Below are 23,295 nucleotides of genomic sequence, written 5' to 3' on the forward strand. Positions count from 1 at the left end.
TGATGTTAAGTAATTTAAATAGTCCATATGAAAGGAGTTAATTGTATGTGCTTTTAGATTTGTGAAAAATGTCTTAAAGCATATCCCAAGAAGGTAATAGGATATGAAAAAGTAAGTTAATGATAAGAATATTAAATATGATAGGCTGGAGTGACTATTATGATAATAAGAGTAAATAAGGATATTTGTATGCAAGATCATTCATGTTTAGCAGTAAAAGTTTGTCCAGTATATGCATTAAAACAAACAGGGTTTGATGCACCTACTGTACTTGAAGAAAGATGTGTAAAATGCGGCAGGTGTATATACTATTGTCCTACGGGTGCATTAGAATTTGATGATGGGGAGTGATTAAGATGCATAAATTTGATATTAAAAAAATAGAAAAATTAGATAATCCTAAAAGAAGAGAGACTATGCCTCCTGAAGAAACTCTAAAAAAATTTAAAATAAGTAACAAAGGTACGTTACTTGATATAGGTTGTGGAATAGGTTATTTTACTATACCAGCAGCAAAAATTATTAATAAGGGAAATGTAATTGGTATAGATATAACACCAGAAATTCTTGATATTGCAAAGAAAAAAGTAGAAGATATAACAAATATAGAATTTAAAAAGAGTGAAGAATACTCCTTTCCAGTAGAAGATAATTCTATTGATTATGTTTTTGTATGTAATGTGATACATGAAATAGAAGATAAAGTGAGATTTTTTACTGAGGTAAAAAGAGTATTAAAAAATGAAGGATATTTTTGTATAATTGAATGGGATAAGAGGGATATGAAAAGTGGTCCGCCAGTAAATGAAAGAATATCAAAAGAAGAAATAAAAAGCCTAGTTGAACCTTTAGAATTCACTTTTTTAGAGGAAGTAAATATTAATAATGAACATTATGGTGTAAAATTTAAAATATAATAAGAGGAAAAGTATTAATTTTTTATTGAACATAAAGAGCCAGTTAGAATAATTTTAAAGACTATTCTAATGGCTTTTTTTATTGATATATAATTAGCATATGCTATAATTATATTTATAGCATATGCTAATAGTGTGTTAGACAATTAATGTAGTTATGTTTTTTATAAATAAATCTTTTCTTAAAGGCATAATTACTTTTTAAAATAAAATGAAGAAGGTTTGAGGTGGTAATATGTATACTTGTGCTATGTGCAGTGAACATTATTGTAAGAAAGGAGAACTTGAAAAATTACCTGTTAATTGCCCTTGTAATGAAAAAGAGGAACAAGAGAAAATAAAAAATTTATATTCTGAAGATGAAAATTATAAGTTAGCACATAATTCAGCGTTAGTTGAAGCAGAAGGATATTGCAGGAAAACAAGACTTGAAGAGATAATGGATTTTGCTAATAAATGTAACTTTAAAAAATTAGGTGTAGCTTTTTGTGTGGGATTAAGTAATGAAGCAAAAGCATTATGTTCAATATTAAAGCATAATGGATTTGAGGTTAATTCGGTGGTTTGTAAAAACGGAAGTATACCTAAAGAATTTTTGAATATTAAGGATAGTGAGAAGGTAAGACCTGGTACATATGAAGCTATGTGCAATCCTATAGGACAAGCTATTTTTCTAAATAATGCTAAAACGGATTTAAATATTATTCTAGGATTATGTGTAGGCCACGATTCATTATTTATAAAATATTCTGATGCACCAATAACTGTTTTTGCAGTTAAGGATAGAGTACTTGCACATAATCCTATAGGGGCGCTATATCTTTCAGATGGATACTACAAAAATAAGTTGTATAAATAATGGGATTCAGAATAAATATGCAGCTAAATTTTGAAAGGAGATTTTTATGGGAAAAGTAATTTCTTTAAACATTAGTGAAAAGAGAGGAACTGAAAAAAATCAAGTGTCCTCTGTTAATGTCATTGAAGGATTTGGCATTGAAGGTGATGCACATGCTGGAAATTGGGATAAGCAGATAAGTATTCTTCCTATAGAAGCTATGAGCAAGGTTCCTTCTAATAAAATGGAAGAAGTCAAAAATGGAGGATTTACTGAAAATGTTACTATATCAGGTGTTTCAATTGATAATCTTAAAATTGGAACTGTAATTCAAATTGGAGAAGCTGTAATTAAAATACAACATGTAGGTAAAGAAGAGTACAAGGAACATGGAAGGCCTTACATAGTTAGCAGGGAAGGTAGATTTGGAATAGTAATTAAAGGTGGCAAAATAAATATTGGGGATTTTGTAAAAAAAATCAAATGAAATTAGAGTAATTAATATATTTAAAAATAAGGGAGATGAGTGTTATGAAAACAAAAAAATTAATAAGTTCAGTTTTAGTTTTTTTGCTAACTTCCGTTGCATTTATGGGATGTGGCCAAAAGCAGGAAAGTACTACTAAAAGCAGCAGTCAGGATAAAAAAGAATTACTAGTCTATTGTGGTGCAGGATTAAATAAACCTATGGAGGAAATAGGTAAAAGCTTTGAAAAAAAATATGGAGTTAAAATTCAATATACTTATGCTAATGCTTCACAGCTTATAGGTCAAATGGAAGTTTCGCATAAAGGTGATGTTTGCGTATTGCCATCTGATGAGGATTATAACACAGCTAATAAAAAAAATCTTACTTTGCAAAAAAAGGATTTGGCTTATCATATACCTGTAATTGCAGTACCTAAAGGTAATCCTGCTGGTATAACTAATATAAAAGATCTTTCTAAAACAGGAGTTAAAATTATTTTAGGAGATCCTCAAACATCACCATTAGGCATGCTAGCATCTAAGTTATTTGCAAAGGCTGGAATAGAGCAGCAGACTAAGAATAATACTGTTTCTACGGTTACTACAGTAAATGAAATAGTAACATTTCTTTCCGCAAAAAAAGCAGATGCATCTATTATATGGGAAGATAATGCTCTAAATGCAGCTAAAAATGTAGATATAGTACAAATTCCTGAAAAAGAAAATTTGATTAAAGTTGTACCTATAGCAGGTTTAAAAAGTTCTAAGGAAACTGATTTATGTAAAAAATTTATAGATTTTACTGCTTCGGATGAAGGAAAAGCTATATTTGTCAAATACAATTTAAAGCCTATAAAGTAATATGAAGTGAAATTTTAATAACCATAGAGTAAGAGTCCATATTTATTATGTGAATATAATTTCATAATTGAAGATAATTTAAATAATAATTTGAAAGGCAGCTTATGATGTTTAATAAAAACTATAAAGATATTTGTTTTAAGATAATTATAGGGCTATTTATAATGATTTTTATAACCTTTATAGTTCTTACTATAGGTGTAGTTTTATGCAAATGTTTTTTTATATTGAAAGAAATTGTTGAGGATAAAGAAGTTCAATTTGCAATTAAACTAACTTTGTATACAGCAACTGCGTCTACAATAATTTGTTTGATATTTTCTGTGCCCATAGCTTATGGACTAGCTAGATTTAAATTTTGGGGTAAACGATTTATTAGTTCCATAATACAAATACCAAACTCTATTCCACCTATTGCATCAGGAATTGCATTGTTATTGTTATTTAGCACAAAACCAATGGAGAATATTCTAAATAATCTAGGTATGGACCCTGTTTTTTCTGTTACAGGAATCATATTGGCACATTTTTTTATCAATACTCCATATATGATAAGAATTTTTAGAATAACCTTTGAAGATATTAATCCTAAGCTTGAATTTGTAGCTAGAACATTAGGATACAGCAGTTGGGGAGCCTTTTTTAAGGTAACACTTCCTTTAGCAAGAAATGGCTTGATTTCAGGAATTATAATAACCTGGACAAATGCATTAGGTGAGTTTGGTACTGCACTTATGTTGGCAGGTGCTATTCGAATGAAAACGGAAACTTTACCAGCAGCAATATTTTTAAATTTATCCAGTGGAAATTTAGATAAGGCTTTAGCTGCAGCTGCTATATTAATAATTATATCTGTAATTTGTTTATTTATATTTGAGTGTTTAGGAAAAGACAAAAGATTTTAAATAATTTAATGGAAAAGGAGTTAAAAGTATGCTTAAGTTGGAGCATATTAATAAAAAGCTTGGCGATTTTAGACTTAAAGATATAAATTTTGGGGTAAAGGAAGGAGAATATTTTGTAATACTAGGACCTACAGGAACGGGAAAAACAATAATACTAGAAACTATAGCGGGTATATATACGCCAGATAGTGGTGATATATATATTAACAATATAAACATAAGTAACCTTCCACCAGAAAAAAGAAATATAGGATTTGTATATCAAGATTATTTGCTGTTTCCTCACCTTTCTGTTAGAAAAAATATAGTTTTTGGGTTGAAAGCTAGAAAGGTAAATAAAGCTGATATGGATAAAACTTTACAGGAAATAAGTACAATGCTTGGTATAGATCACTTATTGAATAGAAATCCTTTGACATTAAGTGGAGGAGAGCAACAGAGAGTTGCTTTTGCAAGAGCTGTTGTGACTTCACCAAAGATATTATTGTTAGATGAAGTAAGTAGTGCCTTAGACCCACGTACTAAAGAAATTTTTCAACATAACTTAAAGAAAATTCATAAAAAGTTAAAGACTACAACTATTCATATAACTCATGATTTCAATGAGGCAGTATATTTGGCTGACAGGATAGCCATTATGAGAGATGGTGAAATTTGTGAAATAGGAACTCCTGAGGAAATATTTAAAAATCCTAAATCAGAGTTTGTAGCAAACTTTACAGGAGGCAAAACCTTGTAAAGCTAAGTTAATCATATTTTTGGGGAGGTATTTAAATGAATAAAAATGAATTTTATACTGATTTATTTGGTAAGTTTAGAAAACTTGTAGAAGATAATGGATTCTTAAATGAAGAAGTAAAAATAACAGGAAGAGCTTTAACTACAGAAGAAGCTATAGGAACTCCTGAAAGAAAGGATTTTCCTATTATAAAAGGAAAAGAAAAATTATTACAAGCAGATTTTAAAGGTGTTAAAGGTCAGGCTTTTACAGATATGCCGAATAATTTCCTGGGAAATTTAAAACAAATAATTGAAATGCCGCTGAAGACAAACTTTGATACAGCTGTATATATTGCCACTTTAAATGCTGTATGCAGATATTTAGGAATGACAAATAATACAGTACACTGTAAAGATGGAGAACCAGAAAGCTGTGCTTTAGAGTTAGTAGAATATATAAAAAATAAATACGGCAGTCCGAAGATTGCATTAATAGGGTTTCAGCCAGCTATGTTAGAAAATTTGAGTAAAAATTATAAGGTAAGAATTGTGGATTTAGATGAGAATAATATAGGAAAAGTTAAATATGGAGTAATGGTTGAGGATGGAAGTAAACCAATTGATGACTTGTTGAATTGGTGTGATATTGTGGTTGCTACAGGCAGCACTGTATCTAATAAAACAATAACTAATGTTTTGTTAGATAAACCAACTATATTTTTTGGAACTACTCTTGCAGGTACAGCAGCTTTAATTAAGCTTGAAAGGTTTTGTCCTTGTTCAAAATAATAGAAAAATCTTATATGTATATACATAAAGCGAGGTGAAAAGATGAATATTGCAGTGGCAGCAGATGGAGAAAATTTAAGCAGCAAAGTGTCTAGGAAATTTGAAAAATGTTTGTATTTATTGATTGTTGATATGAATGGTTTAAATATTACAGTTATAAAAAATGATGAATTGTTTGAAGATTCATGCACCAAAAGTCTTGCTGATTATATATTGAAGTATGATTGTGAGGCATTGATTACAGGTGATATAGAAAAAACAGCATTTGATATTTTAGCAGATGCTGGAGTAACAAGGCTTTTTGGTGCTGATTATTCAGTTGAAAAAGCTCTTGAATTAATGGAAAAAAGATCATTTAAATTAATTAGAAATTATGATGGAACAAATAGTTGTGGTGGTAATCATCATTAATATAAAATTATGATTATTTATAAAATACCTTTAGAAAAATTACATGATTGTTTCTAAAGGTATTTTATTTTTTTGTTGTTTTTATTATTGGCATTTGACAACAATAAAAAGCTGATGTAATATATAATTAGCAAATGCCAATAATAAAGACAGACAGGGAGTGGAAATTATGTCAAATTGTAATTCATGTCCATCAGGTGATTCATGCACCAAAGATAAGGAAAAATGCATGATAGAAAATAATCCAATGAATAGTATTAAAAATGTTATAGGAGTTATGAGCGGTAAAGGTGGAGTTGGAAAATCTACTATATCAGTAATGATTGCTAAACAATTAAGAAAATCAGGATATAAAGTAGGAATTTTGGATGCTGATATAACAGGGCCAAGTGTACCAAGATTACTTGGTTTAAAAGACAAAAATGCAGAAGTTAGAGAGAAAATTATATATCCAGTAGAAACAGAAGATAAAATAAAAGTTATGTCATTAAATTTATTAATTGAAGATGAAAATGAGCCAGTAATATGGAGAGGTCCAATAATTTCTGGAGCAGTTAAGCAATTTTGGACTGATGTACTTTGGGGAGAACTAGATTATCTAATAATAGATATGCCTCCAGGAACAGGAGATGTAGCATTAACTGTTATGCAGTCTATTCCTATTAATGGACTTGTAATGGTATCTGTACCTCAGGATTTAGTTTCAATGATTGTTTCCAAAGCTATAAATATGGCAAGGAAAATGGATATTAAAGTTTTAGGTGTTGTAGAAAATATGAGTTATATAGTTTGTCCGGATTGTAATAAAAAGATAAAACTATTTAATGGAGAGAGTATAGATAAATTTTTAGAAGAAGCTGATTTAGAGCTTCTTGGTGAATTACCAATGGTTAGTGAAATTTGTAATTTATCAAGCTGTGGATGTGAAAATTCAAGTGAAAGCTTAGATGAGTTGTTTAATCCAATAGTAACAAATATTTTGAAAAAGTTTTAGGAGGAATATAAAATGAAAATAGCAATTGCAAGTGAGGGAAAATTAGTAAGTGGACATTTTGGTCATTGTGAAGGTTTTACTACTTATGAAGTTGAGGAAGGAAAAGCTTTAAACAAGAAGTTTGTTCAAAATCCAGGACATAAACCAGGATTTTTACCAGTATTTTTAAAGGATTTAGGAACAAATGTTATTATTGCAGGTGGTATGGGAGAAGCAGCTCAAGAATTGTTTAAGGAAAATAGAATAGAGGTAGTTGTTGGAGCAGTTGGTAATTGTGAAGATTTAGTACAGCAGTATATAAATGGAGAGTTAAAGTCTACAGGAAGTGTTTGTACAGAACATCAGCGTGAAGGTCATTGTGAAGATTAATGTTAAGGAGAATTAAATGGATAAAGATTTAATTTATATAAAAAAAATGATTGAAGATAGCGGATATATGTTTACAAGGCAAAAGGAATATATACTAAAAACTTTAATTAAATCTAATATTCATTTAAGTGCTGAAGAAATATGTAAAGATGTTAAAAAGTATTCTGTTGGCATCGCTACAGTCTATAGGAGTTTGAAAGTATTTAGTAAATTAAATATAATAAAAGAAATAAATATAAATGGTACAAATTATTATGAAATGAAAATATTTAGTGGAAAACCCCTGCATATACATTTTAAATGTATTAAATGTAATAGTATAATAGATATAGATAATAAATCTTTAGAGTTGGATTATTTGAAATTAAATAGTAAAATTGAAAAGGAAAATAATTTAATTGTATCTGATGCTGATATAATGCTAATTGGATTATGTAATAAATGCAGGGAGGATGAAAATGCCAAGACCAACTAAATTTAGAAAAGTTGAGTTTTTTCCAAAAGATGATTATTTTGTACCATGGGGAAAACCTAAATGTGAAACTGAAGAAATAGTTTTAAAGGTAGAAGAACTTGAAGCAATGAGACTTAAGGATATAGAAGAACTAAATCAAGAAGAATGTGCTGAAAAAATGGAAATATCCCGCCAAACCTTTCAAAATATAATTGATAGTGCTAGAAAAAAGGTTGCAGTAGCACTAACAGAAGGAAAAGCTATAAGAATCAGTGGAGGATATTATACTACAAATCACTGCAAATTCAAGTGTATGGACTGTGGAGAAATTTATGAAATAAATTATGAGCATGATAAATTAGCTTGTCCTAACTGTGGATCTCAGAAAGTGGTGTGCAGCAAAAAAGCTGCATTTTGCAGGCGATGGTGTAATACAGAAAGTTCAACCTAGAATAATTGAAAAAATTTAGCATATTAAAAAGCGAGAGTTTGGCAAAGTAACTCTCGTTTTTTATATAATTCAATTATTTTAATTTGAATTTATTATAGGAAAGTTCTCCTTTTGCAAGTTGTTCACATATAAAAGAATCATTTTTATTACTTTCAATTTCATTCTTAATATTTAAAAATTCTTCTGTACTTATTGAACATTCAGCATATCTTTCTAGAAGCATAGGAGTATAAGGGCTTGAATATTTAGTATTTTCAATGATGGATTTTCTTTCAGTATATTCATCAACAGAAATAGTACCAGAAGCATATTTTTCTTTAAGTATGCTAATCTGCTTTATTATAAATGGACTTGCAGGAGATTGATTTTTAAGGAGAAAAAATATTAAAGTTAAAATAATTAATAAGAAAAATATTAAAATATAGGAACCATAAAAACCTAATCCCATATGATGGCCATATCCATGTCTCATAATTTTACTCCCTTTATTTTTATATTTTGGAAAATGAAATAGTTATAATTGTTCCTTTTCCTAATTCACTTTCTATTTCAAAGTGTCCATTTAAAACTTTTACTAATCTTTTTGCTATGGAAAGCCCAAGTCCAGTTCCTTCAACATTTGAAGTTCTTGCTCTATCAGCTTTGAAGAACTTTTCACCTAAATATTCAATTTCTTCTTTAGGTATACCAATTCCGTTGTCCTCAATAGTCATATAAATATTCTTATTGTCTGAACAGGTAGATATTTTTAATATACCTTCATTTGGAGAAAACTTAATTGCATTGTCCAAAAATATTATAAGTAATTGCTTCAATTTATCGTAATCACTAAATAGAAGAGGTAAATTATTTTCAAGTAACAGTTGTAAATTTATACATTTATTATTTATCAATGGCTTAAGGCCCCTTAAGGTATCATTAATAAGCATATTAACATCCAGTTCATTAAAAACAATTTCCAATTTGCCAGATTCTAATTTACTTAAATTAAGCAGATCTTTAACCATTCTTTCAAGACGATTAGTTTCTTTTAAAAGTGTAATACAAGTATCTTTTATATATTCTGGTTTTGTCAATCCATCTATAACTGATTCTAAATTACCTTTTATAATTGTTAAAGGAGTTCTAAATTCGTGGGAAACATTTGAAATAAAATCTTTGCGCATCTGTTCAAGTTTTTCCTTTTCACTTACATCTTGAATAAGAATTACACCACCTATAGTCTCATTTAAATTATTTTTTACAGGTGACATGGAGAAATTTAAAGTTTTGCTTAGGTATTCTTTTAATATGGATTTTTTTGTATCTTTAGATATAGCAGCTTCAAATTCTTTAATTACATTCAATTTTGATAATATTGTATTAATTTTTAAGTCTGATTCCCAATCTTCAACAGATAATAATGAAAAGGCAGATTGATTAATATTAATGATATTAAGGTTTGTATCCATTGCTAAAATGCCTTCATTCATACTTGTTATAATATTACTTAGCTTTGTTTTTTCTTCAAAAAGTTTGTTTATAGTGTACTGAAGCTTTAAAGATAATAAATCAAAGGAACTTGATAATTCGCCAATTTCATCCTTTTGATATATGTTTGTAGCTATTCCGTAGTGACCTTTTGCTAGTTCAAGTGCAGAGGAGTTTATTTTTTTTATAGGTGTTGTAATGCTTTTGGAAAAATAATATCCCATAAATCCAGCAAGAAATATTTCACCTAAAAGAGTTAAAATTAAATATATAAAAAAATTGTTCATAGAATTAGATAGATCAGTAATAGAAGAATTAATAACTACTGCACCTATTACATTATTGCTGTTATTTTTTATAGGAACTGCCACAGTCATCATGTATTCCTTATAATATGGGTTGTATACTTCATCATATTCTTCTGAATTAGCTAATGTTTTTTGGAAAATAGAATTATATGATTTTTTTACATCTTTATCAGTGATATAAGTAAGACTAACATTTTTATTGTTTGATGCAGATATAATATTTTTATTAGAATCAACTATCCAAATCTTTGCATTGTCAATGGAATCCAATAAGTTTATAATATCAGTAAACTCCTTTCCTTTAGAATTTTGAGTTATATAGGGCTTAAGAGTTTCTGAAATTTCCAAAGCATGCTTTGTCATATTATTTCTTTTTACATTAAAGATGTTATTTTTAAATATGTTTAATGAAATAATACCTATTAAGAGAGTTGAAATAATAACAATTAGTAAAAAACCAAAAGTAAGTTTAAAAGTGATATTTTTTCTAAACATCTTTCACCTCAAATTTATATCCCATACCCCAAATAGTTTTAATATCCCAGTTATATTGTCCATTAAGTGCAAGCTTTGCTCTTATCCTTTTTATATGAGTATCTACTGTTCGAGGATCTCCAAAGTAATCTATACCCCATATGCTATCAAGCAGAGTATCTCTTGAAACTATCTTATTAGGTGAATTTGAAAGCATCCATAAAACTTCTATTTCTTTTTTAGTAAGGTTAATATTTGAACCCTTTAATTTAATTGAATAATTTTCAATATCTAATTCAAGGGGAGGATATTTAATTGTAGTTAATTTAATATTTTCAGGTGGTGTAATTCTTCTAAGTATGGCCTTTATTCTTGCCACTACTTCACCAGGACTAAAAGGTTTTACAATATAGTCATCAGCACCAGAATTTAACCCTAAAATTTTATCTGCATCCTCGCTCTTTGCTGTTATCATTATTATTGGAGTATTGGATTTAAGTCTTATTGATTTACACACTTCCATTCCATCTATTATTGGCATCATAATATCCAATAAAACAATTTGAGGATTACATACATCAAATTTATCCAATGCTTCTTTTCCATTGAGTGCAGAAACTACAGTAAAGCCTTCTTTTTCTACATAAGGTTTTAAAATTTTAATGATTTCTATATTATCATCGGCAATCAAAATATTTTTATCCATTTTTCATCACCTCGTATTTTTTATCTTATTTAGATTATATCATCAAAATAAATTTGATTTGTGAAATAATTGTGGACTGAATTTGTTACAATTGTGAGTTGATTGTAAACATGTTCATGTGAATTTTAATAAATATAACACAATTAGGACACTTTTTTGTTCAAGATATATTTTATTATTGTATTATACTCGAGGGGTACAAAATTAAATGTATTGGAGGAATTAATAATGAAAAAGAAAAATTTAATCATAGCTTTGACAATGACACTTGCAGTAGGTATAGGAGCAACAGCATATGCAAGTGCAAGTACAGGATCAACTAATAGTACCAATGGAAACAGTAGTGTTCATCGAAGGGTTGGACTTGCAAGGATTACAGGTACAAGTGGATATGATTATGTACAATCAATTTTAAAAAATAAGCTAGGAATGACAGACAAAGAAATAACAGATGGTCTTAACTCGGGAAAAACAATGTATGATTTGGCAAAAGAAAAGGGTATGACAGAAGAGCAATTTAAAGCAGCATTACTTGAGGAAAGAAATAAGGCTGTAGATAAGGCAGTTGCAGATGGAAAGATAACTAAAGAAGAAGGTACTACAATGAAAGAAACATTGAAAAACAATTTGGAAAGTTGTACTGGTGTTCCTGGACAAGGAATGGGCAATGGAGGAAGAGGACATATGGGGCATGGAGGTAGAGGAACAGGAAACTGTCATATCAATAATAGTGTGGAATAGTTAAATAAAGGAGAATGGAATTTATTGTTCCATTCTCTTTTATCATTTGAATTTATAAAAATAGAACAAATATATAAATTGTATATTTATATATTGTAATATTACGATATTATGATATAATACTGTTAGATGATTAATTGAAAGGAGTTTATTTTATATGTTTTTGAAATTGTGGAAAAAGTATTCTTTTGTATTGTTAATAGCTTTTGTATTAATGGGATTGATTGATTTAAGATTTGCAATAGCAGCTGCTATCTGTATGATAGCACCTATAATTGTATCTATATTTAGAGGAAGATTTTGGTGTGGAAATTTATGTCCAAGGGGAAACTTTTATGACAATATAGTTTCTAAATTTAGTAACAAAAGAAAAGTGCCAAACTTTTTAAAATCAAATTATTTTAGAATAATGCTTATGATATTTATGCTAACAATGTTTACACTTGGAATTAAGAAAAATTGGGGAAATCTTTATGGTATTGGTATGGTGTTTTATAGAATAATTGTTGTAACTACTATAATAGGAATAGTTTTATCATTATTTTATAATCATAGAACATGGTGTCATTTTTGTCTTATGGGAACTATAGCATCTTTTATATCAAAGCTTAGAAAAAATAAAAAAGTATTACAAGTATCCTCTAGCTGTGTATCATGCAAATTATGTGAGAAAAAGTGTTCACTTGGAATAGTTCCTTATGAATATAAAGGTGATTTATTAAGTCATCCTGATTGCATACAGTGTGGAAAATGTGTTACAGCATGTCCTAAAAAATCAATAGGATATGATAAAGTGGGTTAATGCTAAGATTATTGGAAAAATAATAATTAAGCTAGTAGATCTTTATTTGACATATGTCATAAAAATAGTAAAATAAAATTAAAATGACATGTATCAATAACTAAAATGAAGTACTGACTTTGTTGTAAATGAGGTGAATATTTAATGCCTAGACCAAGAAAATGCAGAAGAGTATGCTGCTTACCGCAAAGAGATATATATGGCCCACTTAATGTTCCTATTAATGAGGAGGACTTTATAACCATGACTGTTGATGAATATGAAACCATACGACTAATTGATTTGGAAGGGTTTACTCAGGAGGAATGTGCCAATCAAATGAACATTGCACGTACAACAGTCCAAGGTATATATAATGATGCGAGAAGAAAACTTGCAGAGTCGCTAGTGAATGGCAGGGTGCTAAGAATTGAGGGAGGAGATTATAAACTTTGTAATGGATTTGAAAAATTTTGTGGTGGTCCAAGATGCTGCAGACATGATTGTAATAGAAATTTTGTAAGAAATGAAGATAAAGGTGTATTGAAATAAAAGTACTTTTAGGAAGCATAATTTATAATATGAAGTAAAAGGAGTTACAAAAAATGAGCGAAAATTGTAAGCATAATCATAATATATGCAGTAGTAAATACAGTGAGATTAACAGCTTTAAGGAGCGTGCGGTGGAATTGTTTAAGCAAGGGTATAATTGTTCACAGTCCGTATTTGCAGCTTTTTGTGAAGAATGTGGAATGGATTTTGAAACAGCTCTTAGAATATCATCTTCCTTTGGTGGAGGTATGGGTAGGCTGCGAGAAGTTTGCGGAGCAGTAAGCGGCATGTTTATGGTAGCTGGTATGAAGTATGGTTATGTTGATCCAAAGGATAGATTGTCAAAAGCGGAACATTATAAGCGTATTCAACAGCTTGCTGAGAAATTTAAAGAAAATAACGGCTCATTAATTTGTAGAGAACTTTTAGGATTATCTGTTCAAAGTGAAAGTTACATACCTGAGGAAAGAACAAAGGAATATTATAAAAAACGTCCCTGTGTGGAGATTGTTGGTAGTGCTGCAGAAATTATGTATGAATATATAAAGTCCAATAAACAGAGTTCTTAGTATTAGGTGGGATTTTCATAACTAGGCAATTAATAAAGCCAGTTAGAATAATTTAAACAACTATTCTAACTGGCTTTTTAATGGGTATATATTAAATAGAAATTAACTATGACATCCATGTTCATGTTCATGGCAGCAGTCACCAGAATCTACAAGTGAACCTTGAAGCCAGCCATTAGCTACTGCATTTATGTCACCTGAACATCCACGTACTACGTCAATGCCAGAATTCTCTAGTACTCTTACTGCACCTTCTCCCATATTGCCTGCAAGCATAAGGGTAACACCCATTGTTGCAAGAGTTTGTGCAATATTTGATTTACAGCCGCAGCCTGCTGGTGATGGAACAACTTGTGAATCAACTACCTTTTTTGCAGCTGTATCAACTGTAAAAACAGTAAAATATTCACAGTGACCAAAATGATCATCAATTTGATTTCCACGAGATGGCAATGCAATTTTCATGTATAAATACCTTCCTTCTAAATTATTTAACATATTATAAGTTATTGTCATATGCTCTTTATATATATAATAAACTTATATCTGACATATGTCAATAACAATAAAATAAAATTGCTTAAAATAAAGCCAATACCTCTTTCTCTTTCATCCTTGATGATTTAGTCAGTATGTTTATTTACAGAAGTTTTTAATGTCCATTTTTCATTAAATCTACTACCACAGGATCTTTTGATGCTATCCCTTGCTTCTTTAACGCTGTTATCTTTTCTTTAAATTGAGGAAGATACTTTTCATGTGCAACCAATAATTCATCTAATACTTGTCTTGCTTCACTTCCCTTTTGAACTAATGGGTTTATTGTAAATGCTTGTAATGCTGTTCCGTAATCACCTGACAATGCAGCGTTTATTGTACATTCTTCCATTGCTTTCATAATCTGAAGCTGCCCTTTTTCAAAAGACCCCATGTCACCCCATACAATTGGTTCTGCCCCTTTAGCAGAAATTATGCATGAAACTTCAACAATAGAATCTGGACTAAGACAAGGTATAGCTCCATTATTTTGTGTACTTGCCACCATACGAATTCCTTTATTATTATATATTGCACTTATGCATTCACAAGCTGCATCACTATAATATGCTCCTCCACGTTTTTGAAGTTCTTCAGGCTTTTTATTTAAGTTTGGATTTTTATATATTTCAAAGAGAGATGCTTCTACTTCTTTCATTTGTTCTGCACGAGTTCCACCTTTTTTGAATTCTTCTATGCTGTGCTCTAACATCTCTTTTTCTGAGTAGTAATAACGATGATATCCACAAGGCAGCAAATTCATGGAATGCAATAATTCTAATGGAAATTCAGCTTGATAAATGTTAACTGGTGTTCCACCACCTTTTTCATTAATATGCTCTATTAACTGACCAGTTATATTTTTTCCATTTTCATCAAATACTTTGTGCCAATGGAAATGATTTAGCCCTGCAAATTGATAACTTAATTCTGAAGTCTTCTTTTCAATAATTTTTGGTTCATTCATCATTGCAATCACTGGAACATTACATAATCCAATACATTTTTTCCATCCAAAATGTTTAATTACTGCTTCTGTAATAATTCCACTAGGATTAGTAAAATTAATTAGCCATGCATCTGGACATAACATCTTCATATCTTCAACAATTTCTTTTATTACTGGAATTGTTCTAAATGCCTTAAACATTCCACCTGCGCCATTAGTTTCTTGCCCTAACATTCCATGTAGAGAGGGTATCCTTTCATCTTTAATTCTTGCATCTAATAAGCCAACTCTAAATTGCGTTGTTACAAAATCAGCACCTTTTAATGCTTCCTTTCTATTTAAGGTTGTAATTACTTTTACATCATATGGTGTAGCATCCCACATACGTTGTGCTAGCTTTCCAATTATATCTAACTTTTCCTTTCCGTCTTCAATATCAACTAACCAAATTTCACTTATTGGCATTTCATCATATCGCTTAATAAAGCCTTCAATCAATTCTGGTGTATAGCTGCTTCCTCCACCAATAGTTACAATTTTTATAGGGTTCTTCATATACTTTTCCTCCAATCTAATGTTATAAATTTATTTACTTAGTATAATTTTTAAATAAAAGAATATTTTTATGGTTATAATATATTCTTTACAACCACTTAAATCAATGGATATAAGTTATTTTGATACTTTTTCTTTTAAATTACCATTAATCAGTACATTATATTGAAACTTTTTGAAACTTTTAATTAATTTTCACATTCCAAATTGAAAAAAGCCCATCAGAAATTTTTTCTAAGGAGCTTTTAATAATGTAACAAAAATGGTATTTTTCTATTCATTAATGTTTCTATCATCAACAGTATTTTCAACTTCTTTGATATAATTTATGTTTCTCTCATAATCTATTTTAAAAATACAGCTAAAAATCACATCTAACATGTATTGCATTGCAATATGCGATGAAAACTGAGATATTCTATTTTTTAAATTCTCTCTATTGCTTATATATAAATTATGCTTTATATGATTTGATTCAACACTCTTTCCAAGTCTGCCTATCCAAATTATTTCTATATCTTTTTTATGTAATATTTCTACAATAGAAGGTAAAAAAGCTGCTCTTCCTGAATATGATAAAATAATAGATGCATGATTCTTTTTAGATGCTGTTGCAGTACAGCGCTGTTCATAAAATGATTTTGGACAATTAACCAATTTCCCAATTGATCGCATTTTATCTTGAAAATTTTCTGCAACATTAATATTATGTGCATGTGTGTATATATCTATAATATCTGCATTTTTCAGCAATTTAACAGATTTGTTCAACACTTCTAAATTAATAGAATTGTAGGTATCAGCTATTGATGCTTCATATAATTTTAACAGCTTCTGAGTTATTATTTTTTGAGTATCCTTAGAATCAAATGGAAAATTAACATCAATTTTATTATCAACTTTACTTTCTTCCACAATATCTTGAGCAAGTTTTACCTTAAGTTCATTAAATCCATTAATTCCAATTTTTTTAAAAAATCTATGAATTCCAGACTTTGAAACAAAGGTTTCCTCAGAAAACTTTTGAATAGATAATTTTTCAATTTGATTTTTATTTTCCAAAATGTATTGGGCTAATTGACTTTCTGTTGGGGTTAAATTATCACAGCATTTAATCATATTTTCTATTGTCATAGAGCAGCCTCCTAGTTTGCTTCAACTTAAATCTTTAAATTAATCTTAACACAAATACATTTTTTTTATTATATCAATTTGTTTTTTATAAGAAAGCTCCTACTTATTTACATTATGAGCTAAGCATGAAAAATGGGAGTTTGTTATATTTTAAATTTCTATCATACTTGACAAATGCGTTTAGCAGCTATATACTATTGCCATGATGAATATGAAATTTAAAAATAGAAATAAAATAAGTTATACTTTTTTAAGAATAGTATCAAAAATTTCCGAATTTGATAAGAAAACTCGATATTATGGGACGGATAAACCCTTATATGAAGCTGAAATTCACATGATTAAATCCATAAAAGAAAATGAAGGTATTCATGTGACAGGTTTGGCTGATATGCTTGGAGTTACGAAAGGAGCAGTTTCCCAGATTATTATGAAGCTTGACCGTAAAGGTATGATTATCAAAGATGCTGATCCACGCAATCAGTCAAGACTTTTGTTAAGGCTGACTTCAAAGGGTGAGACAGCATATATGCATCATGAAAAGTTACATAAAAAATATGAAGAGATTTTTGACGATTTACTTGAAAATGCAGCAGAAGAAAACAAGACGTTTTTTAGAGAATTGCTTAACTCATTAGAAAAGCAAATTGATGCTTTTGAAAAATAAATGCATATTGAATTTTGAGTATGAAGGGTTAATGGTAAAATGGAGATAATTATAAGCAAGGTGTTTTTTTATCAAAAGAGTATAGATGTTATACACTTGTTGGATGATAACTATGCTAAACCACCCTAAACAAAATTAAATAAAGAATACATTTTTTTAAGGAGAGCGTATAGTAACTATACACATTAGAAAGGATATGATATTTTGAATTCTAAAAACGAAAAACTTAAAATGATGCGTGATGAAAAAATTCCTAAAGTATTGTTGAAAATGGGTGTGCCTATTATGATAGGCATGATGATTTCTGCACTTTACAGTGTAGTGGATGCTTACTTTGTAGGTGGTCTTGGAACTAGTCAGATGGGGGCTGTATCTATTGCATTTCCAATTGTACAGATTATAATAGGACTTGGCATGACCTTTGGAAGTGGTGCTGCATCTTACATTGCAAGGCTTCTTGGAGAAGGAAAACCTGACAAAGCGAATCAGACAGCTTCAACTGCACTATTTTCCAGTTTGGTTGTGGGCATTATTGCCATAGCCATATCCCTATGTTTTCTTGATGACATATTGGTTGGTTTAGGAGCTACAAAAACAATACTACCATATGCAAGAGAATTTGCAGTTATATATATTACAGGTTCAATTTTAAACATTTTTATTGTTACTATGAACAATATTGTAACCTCTGAAGGTATGTCAAAACTAACTATGACCTCTATGCTGCTCAGCGGTGTGCTCAATATTATATTAAATCCAATTTTAATATATCCTCTAGGTCTTGGAATTAGAGGATCAGCCATTTCAACTGTTATATCACAAGGTGCAGCTTCTATTTTGTACATTTGGTATATGTTAAGTAAAAAAGGATGTTTGAGATTTTCTATAAGTAACTTTAGATTTGATACTGCAATTTTTGCAGAGATTTTTAAAGTTGGAATTCCAATTTTTGTTTCTCAACTCTTGTCAAGCACTTCAATGGCACTTTCCAATACTGCAGCAAGCAGTTATGGTGATTCAGCGGTAGCAGCCATTGGTGTTGTAACTCGTATCATGGCACTTGGAAGTTATGTGGTTTTTGGATTTATGAGAGGTTACCAGCCAGTTGCAGGATATAATTATGGTGCAAAAAACTATGATAGATTGAAGGAAGCAACAAAGGTGTCAATTAAGTGGTCAACAATATTTTGTATTGTTACTGCATTCATTTTAATTTTAATTCCTGGACAAATTGTATATTTGTTTTCTAAAAATGATGCGATGCTGATTGATATAGGCAGCAGAGCACTTAGAGCAAGCGGGATTGCATTTATATTGTTTGGATTTGAGCAAGTATATATGTGCTTATTTCTTGCTTTAGGAATGGGGAAAGAAGGTGGAATTCTAAGCATCAGCCGTCAAGGATTATTCTTTATTCCAACCATTTTAATCATGCCAAGGCTTTTTCACATTGAAGGTGTAATTTGGGCACAGCCTACAGCGGATTTGTTCACTGTAATTTTAACCATAATATTTGCTCTGTCATTAAATAGAAAGCTGAAGGTTTTGAAAACAGAAGCTTTTTCTGGAAGTGGAATTTAAAATAAAAAATCTCCATATTTCCTCCACATTTGTTAGTTATAATTAATTCAAATAATAAGTTAGAAACAGTTAAAAATTAATGTTTATAGGAGGAAATAAATATGTTTTGTGGATTTAGAGGATCAGATTTAGTATTTAGTCCATGGATGTCCATAATGATGGGAGTTAGAATATTATTATTTATAATTTTAGTAGTAGTTGCAGTAAAGTTTATAAAAAGTTATATGGTGAATTCTAGTAGTGCTATGAAAATACTTGATGAAAAATTTGCTATTGGAGAAATTAGTGATGAAGAATATACAAGAAGAAGAACTATTATAATGAAGAAAAGATAAAGTTTTTAACACGGAACCCTCTGGTTTTATTGACTAGAGGGTTGCTTTATATTTATAAATTATTGAAATTATAAGTAGAATAAAATATAATCAAGCTAAAATTAAGATGTTTTTTATAAAGAGGTGATACTAGTGAATGATATAAAGAAAATATTGGTGGTGGATGATGAGCCCAATATTGTTGAAGTGGTGGAAGCTTATTTAAGAAAAGAAGGATTTCAGGTAGTAACTGCTGAAAATGGTGAGAAAGCATTAAGATTGTTTAAAGAAGAAGTAATTCACTTAGTTGTTTTGGATTTAATGCTTCCAAAGATATCAGGAGAGGAAATTTGTAATAGAATAAGGGCTGTATCTGATGTTCCTATAATTATGTTAACAGCTAAATCAGAAGAAGAAGATAAAATTAGTGGTTTAGCCATTGGAGCAGATGATTATTTAACTAAACCTTTTAGTGTGCGTGAATTAGTTGGAAGGGTAAAAGCTTTAATTAGAAGAACATATAGAGATTCCAGTCCACTTGCTGATTATTTGCTTTTTAATAATGGTGACTTAGAGGTACACATAAAAAAAATGAAGGTAAAAAAAGCTGGTGAATATGTAAATTTAACTACCAATGAATTCAAGGTATTGTTAGCATTATTAACAAATCCAGGTCAGGTGTTTTCAAGGGAGCAGTTAGTACAAAAGGCTTTTGGAGAAGATTATGAAGGCTTTGACAGGACTATTGACAGCTATATCAAAAATATAAGACAAAAAATAGAGGATAATCATAAAGAACCTAAATATATTATCACTGTCTATGGCATGGGATATAAATTTTTGGATTAGTGATGGCATAATAATTTGAAACTTTATATTGAATGGAGTGGATTCAAATGAAAATGTCCTTGATGAAAAAATTATCTATAGGTTTTCTTCTTGCTGTAGTAGGTGCAATATTAATATCAGTTTTTATTTCGAATTATATGGTGGGAAAAAAATTCAATAATTATTTGTTAGATGAACAGAAGGATAAAGTGAATAAAATTGTAGCTACTGCTCAGGATTTATATGATAATAAAGCTGGATTTTCCAATTTTAACAAGGATGAATTATTAAGATATGCAGTATTAGAGGAACTTTATATACAGGTTAAAGATATAAATGGAAATGTTGTATTTGATTCAGGCAATTCTCATCTTCAACATAAAAATATGATGGAGTCAATGATGGGAAATATGATGAAAGGTGGCATGAGTAAATATTCTCATATGAATTTAGGAGAATATAAAGAAGAAAATTATTCTCTGATAAAAAATAAAAAGAATATTGGTAGAATAGTTGTTGGATATTTTGGAACTTCATATTTAAATCAAGGAGCTGTAACCTTTAAAATGACATTAAACCATTCTTTTATACTTTCAGGTTTTATAGCATTAATATTTGGACTGGGAGTAAGTTTCATTTTAGCTAAACAGCTTACTAAGCCATTAGTTAGAATAACTAAAACTGCTAATGAAATGAGAAAGGGTAATTTAGCTGTTCGTTCACAGGTTAAAAGTGAAACTAGAGAAATACAGGAATTATCAGCTTCTATAAACTATTTAGCAGAAACTTTGCAAAATCAAGAAATGCTCAGAAAAAGAATGACTTCAGATATGGCACATGAAATTAGAACACCTCTTACTACACTTAAAACTCATGTAGAAGCATTATTAGATGGTATATGGGAGCCAACAGAAGAAAGGTTTCAAGTTTTTTATGATGAAATAGAGAGATTGATAAATTTAGTTAATAAGCTTCAAAATTTAGCAAAATTGGAGCAAGCAGATTTAAAATTAAATAGTACAAAATTTAATTTATCAGAAGAATTGAAAAAAATCATATCTAGCTTTGAACCTTTGTATTTAAAAAATAATTATATTATTGAAGCTAAAATTTATAAAGATATATGGGTGTACATGGATAGAGATAAGTTAAAGCAAATAATGCATAACTTGTTGTCAAATAGCTACAAGTATTTAAAATCAAATGGAAAAGTAGTAGTAGAGTTGATAGAAGAAGAAGGCGTTTGTATTAAAGTTAAAGATAACGGAATTGGTATACCAGAGAAGGATTTGCCTTATATCTTTGAAAGGTTTTACAGGACAGACTTATCTCGAACAAAAAATACTGGAGGATCAGGAATAGGATTGACCATAACAAAAAGTTTGGTGGAATGTCATAATGGAAAGATAAGTGTGGAAAGTAAAGAAAAAGAAGGAAGTACATTTGTAGTATGGTTTCCTGAGAAAGTTATTTGTGAAAATGAGTAATGTTATATGCAGTGTCGTTTTCTTAAAGTAATTGTTAATATTCTTGCTAAATCTGCAAAAATTATATATCAGTTTAGATGTGACATGTTTTAGGATAATTATAATTGACTTAATTGCATAGTAGATTTAAAATATAAGAGTAACTTTACTTTTTAAAGTTACTCTTATATTTTTAGAGGACAATTGTCCTCTGTCCTCTGTCCTCTGAAAAAGTTGAGCTTTAAATAAAAAAATGGGGGTTAGAATAATGGAAAATGTAAATTTATTTTTGGTGTTTGCAGAAGGTGTATTATCGTTATTTTCACCATGTATAATTCCTGTGCTTCCAGTGTATTTAAGTATATTGTCAAATAGCAGTGTGCAGAGTTTAAGACATGGAGAAGTTAAATTTATAAATAGTTCCCTATTAAAAAATACAATTTTATTTGTGCTAGGAATATCTACCACCTTTTTCATATTAGGTTCTTCAGTAAGTGTATTAAATCAATTTTTTACCTCTAATAAAAAAATAATTATTTTAATAGGTGGAATTTTAATTATAATTATGGGAATTTTCTATATGGGTTATTTAAACATACCATTTTTACAAAAAGAGAAAAAAATACATATTGAGATAAAGGAAATGAAACCTATAACTGCTTATATACTTGGTTTTACGTTTAGCTTTGGATGGACTCCGTGTGTTGGACCTATGCTTTCTTCTGTATTAATCATGGCATCAACTTCAAAAAGTGTACTGATTGGAAATCTTTTAATATTAATTTATACTATTGGATTTATATTGCCATTTATAATAATTGCCATTTTTTATAACAAGTTGTTTAAATTTATTGATAAGATAAAGCTTCATATGGGAATAATACAAAAAATTGGTGGAATTATTCTTATAGTTTCTGGATTGATTATGATAATTGGAGGCTCAAGTAAAGCATTTGATTATACCAATAAAGAATCAACCAATAAAGTAGAACAAGTTCAAAATAAGGATGATAAAAATGCACAAAGTAGTAAAGATAATTCTACAAAAGTGGATAAAGTTAAAGCACCAGATTTTAATTTAGTTGATCAATATGGGAAAACACATAAGTTAAGTGATTATAAAGGCAAAGTAGTATTCTTAAACTTTTGGGCTACCTGGTGTCCTCCATGTAAAGGTGAATTGCCTCATATAGAAGAAGTTTATAAGGATTATGAAAATAATAATAAGGATGTTATAATTTTAGGAGTAACTGCACCTAATTTGGGTAGAGAAGGATCTAAAGAATATATAATGGATTTCCTTAGTAAACAGGGATATACTTTTCCGGTAGTCTTTGATAATACAGGAGAAATCATGGATCAATATAGTATAGAAGCTTTTCCAACAACTTTTATAATTGATAAAGAAGGAAATGTAAATAAATATGTTCCAGGAGCTATGGATAAGACTACAATGGAATCATTAATAAATAATGTTAAATAACTT

Annotated in this window: 28 protein-coding genes and 1 pseudogene; 23 read left to right on the forward strand and 6 right to left on the reverse strand. The window is 29.3% G+C overall.

The features are described from left to right. Positions 1–159: 159 nt before the first annotated feature. The 13 genes and pseudogenes from Q6H37_RS10035 (at position 160) to Q6H37_RS10095 (ending at position 8,177) form a co-directional block, all read left to right on the forward strand. Positions 160–351: an ATP-binding protein gene (locus tag Q6H37_RS10035; RefSeq protein WP_318741508.1), complete on the forward strand. Its 192-nt coding sequence runs from the start codon at positions 160–162 to the stop codon at positions 349–351. Between the two features lie 5 nt (positions 352–356). After that, positions 357–917, forward strand: a complete 561-nt coding sequence (locus tag Q6H37_RS10040; protein WP_318741510.1) for a class I SAM-dependent methyltransferase — start codon at positions 357–359, stop codon at positions 915–917. 235 nt (positions 918–1,152) lie between these two features. Next, positions 1,153–1,776 carry a DUF1847 domain-containing protein gene (locus tag Q6H37_RS10045; protein ID WP_318741512.1) on the forward strand — a complete coding sequence of 208 codons (624 nt, stop codon included), beginning with the start codon at positions 1,153–1,155 and terminating at the stop codon, positions 1,774–1,776. Positions 1,777–1,822: 46 nt separating this feature from the next. Continuing rightward, the gene (locus tag Q6H37_RS10050) at positions 1,823–2,242 is read left to right on the forward strand and encodes an MOSC domain-containing protein (RefSeq protein ID WP_318741514.1); all 420 of its coding nucleotides are present in this window, start codon (positions 1,823–1,825) and stop codon (positions 2,240–2,242) included. Positions 2,243–2,286: 44 nt separating this feature from the next. Further along, on the forward strand, positions 2,287–3,084 hold the full coding sequence (gene modA / locus Q6H37_RS10055; protein ID WP_318741516.1) for a molybdate ABC transporter substrate-binding protein: 798 nt from the start codon (positions 2,287–2,289) through the stop codon (positions 3,082–3,084). Positions 3,085–3,188: 104 nt separating this feature from the next. Next, positions 3,189–3,989, forward strand: a complete 801-nt coding sequence (locus tag Q6H37_RS10060; RefSeq protein ID WP_318741518.1) for an ABC transporter permease — start codon at positions 3,189–3,191, stop codon at positions 3,987–3,989. A 28-nt stretch (positions 3,990–4,017) separates the two neighbouring features. Then, positions 4,018–4,728, forward strand: a complete 711-nt coding sequence (locus tag Q6H37_RS10065) for an ATP-binding cassette domain-containing protein (RefSeq protein ID WP_318741520.1) — start codon at positions 4,018–4,020, stop codon at positions 4,726–4,728. Between the two features lie 35 nt (positions 4,729–4,763). Further along, positions 4,764–5,498 carry a Rossmann-like domain-containing protein gene (locus tag Q6H37_RS10070; protein ID WP_318741522.1) on the forward strand — a complete coding sequence of 245 codons (735 nt, stop codon included), beginning with the start codon at positions 4,764–4,766 and terminating at the stop codon, positions 5,496–5,498. 42 nt (positions 5,499–5,540) lie between these two features. Next, entirely contained in the window at positions 5,541–5,909 is a 369-nt protein-coding gene (locus Q6H37_RS10075; protein ID WP_318741523.1) for a NifB/NifX family molybdenum-iron cluster-binding protein, read from the forward strand. A gap of 169 nt (positions 5,910–6,078) precedes the next feature. Next, complete coding sequence (locus Q6H37_RS10080) at positions 6,079–6,903, forward strand: Mrp/NBP35 family ATP-binding protein (RefSeq protein ID WP_318741525.1); 825 nt, start codon at positions 6,079–6,081, stop codon at positions 6,901–6,903. Between the two features lie 12 nt (positions 6,904–6,915). Then, positions 6,916–7,272: a NifB/NifX family molybdenum-iron cluster-binding protein gene (locus Q6H37_RS10085; protein ID WP_318741526.1), complete on the forward strand. Its 357-nt coding sequence runs from the start codon at positions 6,916–6,918 to the stop codon at positions 7,270–7,272. Positions 7,273–7,288: 16 nt separating this feature from the next. After that, positions 7,289–7,758: pseudogene (locus Q6H37_RS10090) on the forward strand (Fur family transcriptional regulator); the annotation flags it as partial. Next, the gene (locus Q6H37_RS10095; protein WP_318741528.1) at positions 7,731–8,177 is read left to right on the forward strand and encodes a DUF134 domain-containing protein; all 447 of its coding nucleotides are present in this window, start codon (positions 7,731–7,733) and stop codon (positions 8,175–8,177) included. The pseudogene Q6H37_RS10090 and the gene Q6H37_RS10095, both read left to right, overlap by 28 nt. 73 nt (positions 8,178–8,250) lie before the next feature. Here the strand turns inward: Q6H37_RS10095 and Q6H37_RS10100 are convergent, their stop codons facing one another. From Q6H37_RS10100 to Q6H37_RS10110, 3 genes are read right to left on the reverse strand one after another with little or no spacing between them, the layout of a single operon-like run. Then, positions 8,251–8,649 (reverse strand): SHOCT domain-containing protein, encoded by a 399-nt coding sequence (locus Q6H37_RS10100; RefSeq protein ID WP_318741529.1) that lies wholly within the window; start codon positions 8,647–8,649, stop codon positions 8,251–8,253. Positions 8,650–8,668: 19 nt separating this feature from the next. Then, entirely contained in the window at positions 8,669–10,450 is a 1,782-nt protein-coding gene (locus Q6H37_RS10105; protein ID WP_318741531.1) for an ATP-binding protein, read from the reverse strand. Beyond that, a complete protein-coding gene (locus Q6H37_RS10110; RefSeq protein ID WP_318741533.1) occupies positions 10,443–11,135 on the reverse strand; it encodes a response regulator transcription factor in 693 nt (230 codons plus the stop codon). Before Q6H37_RS10110 ends, Q6H37_RS10105 begins: the two co-directional genes overlap by 8 nt. Positions 11,136–11,363: 228 nt before the next feature. Between Q6H37_RS10110 and Q6H37_RS10115 the strand changes: the two genes are divergently transcribed. From Q6H37_RS10115 to Q6H37_RS10130, 4 genes are all read left to right on the forward strand, one after another. Continuing rightward, positions 11,364–11,876, forward strand: a complete 513-nt coding sequence (locus Q6H37_RS10115; protein ID WP_318741535.1) for a hypothetical protein — start codon at positions 11,364–11,366, stop codon at positions 11,874–11,876. Positions 11,877–12,033: 157 nt separating this feature from the next. After that, a complete protein-coding gene (locus Q6H37_RS10120; protein ID WP_318741537.1) occupies positions 12,034–12,678 on the forward strand; it encodes a 4Fe-4S binding protein in 645 nt (214 codons plus the stop codon). A 144-nt stretch (positions 12,679–12,822) separates the two neighbouring features. After that, a complete protein-coding gene (locus tag Q6H37_RS10125; RefSeq protein WP_318741539.1) occupies positions 12,823–13,209 on the forward strand; it encodes a DUF134 domain-containing protein in 387 nt (128 codons plus the stop codon). Positions 13,210–13,262: 53 nt separating this feature from the next. Further along, positions 13,263–13,778 carry a C-GCAxxG-C-C family protein gene (locus Q6H37_RS10130; RefSeq protein ID WP_318741541.1) on the forward strand — a complete coding sequence of 172 codons (516 nt, stop codon included), beginning with the start codon at positions 13,263–13,265 and terminating at the stop codon, positions 13,776–13,778. Positions 13,779–13,880: 102 nt separating this feature from the next. Here Q6H37_RS10130 and Q6H37_RS10135 read toward each other — a convergent pair whose 3' ends face one another. The 3 genes from Q6H37_RS10135 to Q6H37_RS10145 form a co-directional block, all read right to left on the reverse strand. After that, positions 13,881–14,243, reverse strand: a complete 363-nt coding sequence (locus tag Q6H37_RS10135; protein ID WP_318741543.1) for a NifB/NifX family molybdenum-iron cluster-binding protein — start codon at positions 14,241–14,243, stop codon at positions 13,881–13,883. Between the two features lie 187 nt (positions 14,244–14,430). Further along, the gene (locus Q6H37_RS10140; protein ID WP_318741545.1) at positions 14,431–15,819 is read right to left on the reverse strand and encodes a 6-phospho-beta-glucosidase; all 1,389 of its coding nucleotides are present in this window, start codon (positions 15,817–15,819) and stop codon (positions 14,431–14,433) included. 273 nt (positions 15,820–16,092) lie between these two features. After that, positions 16,093–16,953 (reverse strand): MurR/RpiR family transcriptional regulator, encoded by an 861-nt coding sequence (locus tag Q6H37_RS10145; protein WP_318741547.1) that lies wholly within the window; start codon positions 16,951–16,953, stop codon positions 16,093–16,095. Positions 16,954–17,155: 202 nt separating this feature from the next. On the opposite strand from Q6H37_RS10145, the gene Q6H37_RS10150 reads away from it, so the two are divergent. The 6 genes from Q6H37_RS10150 to Q6H37_RS10175 all read left to right on the forward strand — a co-directional run bounded on the left by Q6H37_RS10150 (position 17,156) and on the right by Q6H37_RS10175 (position 23,292). Then, positions 17,156–17,620 (forward strand): MarR family winged helix-turn-helix transcriptional regulator, encoded by a 465-nt coding sequence (locus Q6H37_RS10150; protein ID WP_318741549.1) that lies wholly within the window; start codon positions 17,156–17,158, stop codon positions 17,618–17,620. Between the two features lie 204 nt (positions 17,621–17,824). Next, the gene (locus Q6H37_RS10155) at positions 17,825–19,201 is read left to right on the forward strand and encodes an MATE family efflux transporter (RefSeq protein ID WP_318741551.1); all 1,377 of its coding nucleotides are present in this window, start codon (positions 17,825–17,827) and stop codon (positions 19,199–19,201) included. Positions 19,202–19,302: 101 nt separating this feature from the next. After that, positions 19,303–19,536, forward strand: coding sequence for an SHOCT domain-containing protein (locus Q6H37_RS10160; protein WP_318741553.1), 234 nt, complete (start codon positions 19,303–19,305; stop codon positions 19,534–19,536). Between the two features lie 132 nt (positions 19,537–19,668). Next, the gene (locus Q6H37_RS10165; RefSeq protein WP_318741555.1) at positions 19,669–20,364 is read left to right on the forward strand and encodes a response regulator transcription factor; all 696 of its coding nucleotides are present in this window, start codon (positions 19,669–19,671) and stop codon (positions 20,362–20,364) included. A gap of 47 nt (positions 20,365–20,411) precedes the next feature. Continuing rightward, positions 20,412–21,830 carry a HAMP domain-containing sensor histidine kinase gene (locus tag Q6H37_RS10170; protein ID WP_318741557.1) on the forward strand — a complete coding sequence of 473 codons (1,419 nt, stop codon included), beginning with the start codon at positions 20,412–20,414 and terminating at the stop codon, positions 21,828–21,830. 247 nt (positions 21,831–22,077) lie between these two features. Beyond that, complete coding sequence (locus Q6H37_RS10175; RefSeq protein WP_318741558.1) at positions 22,078–23,292, forward strand: cytochrome c biogenesis protein/redoxin; 1,215 nt, start codon at positions 22,078–22,080, stop codon at positions 23,290–23,292. Positions 23,293–23,295: the final 3 nt, after the last annotated feature.

This window comes from Clostridium sp. JS66 (assembly GCF_033561535.1).
Classification (GTDB): Bacteria; Bacillota; Clostridia; order Clostridiales; family Clostridiaceae; genus Clostridium_AM; species Clostridium_AM carboxidivorans.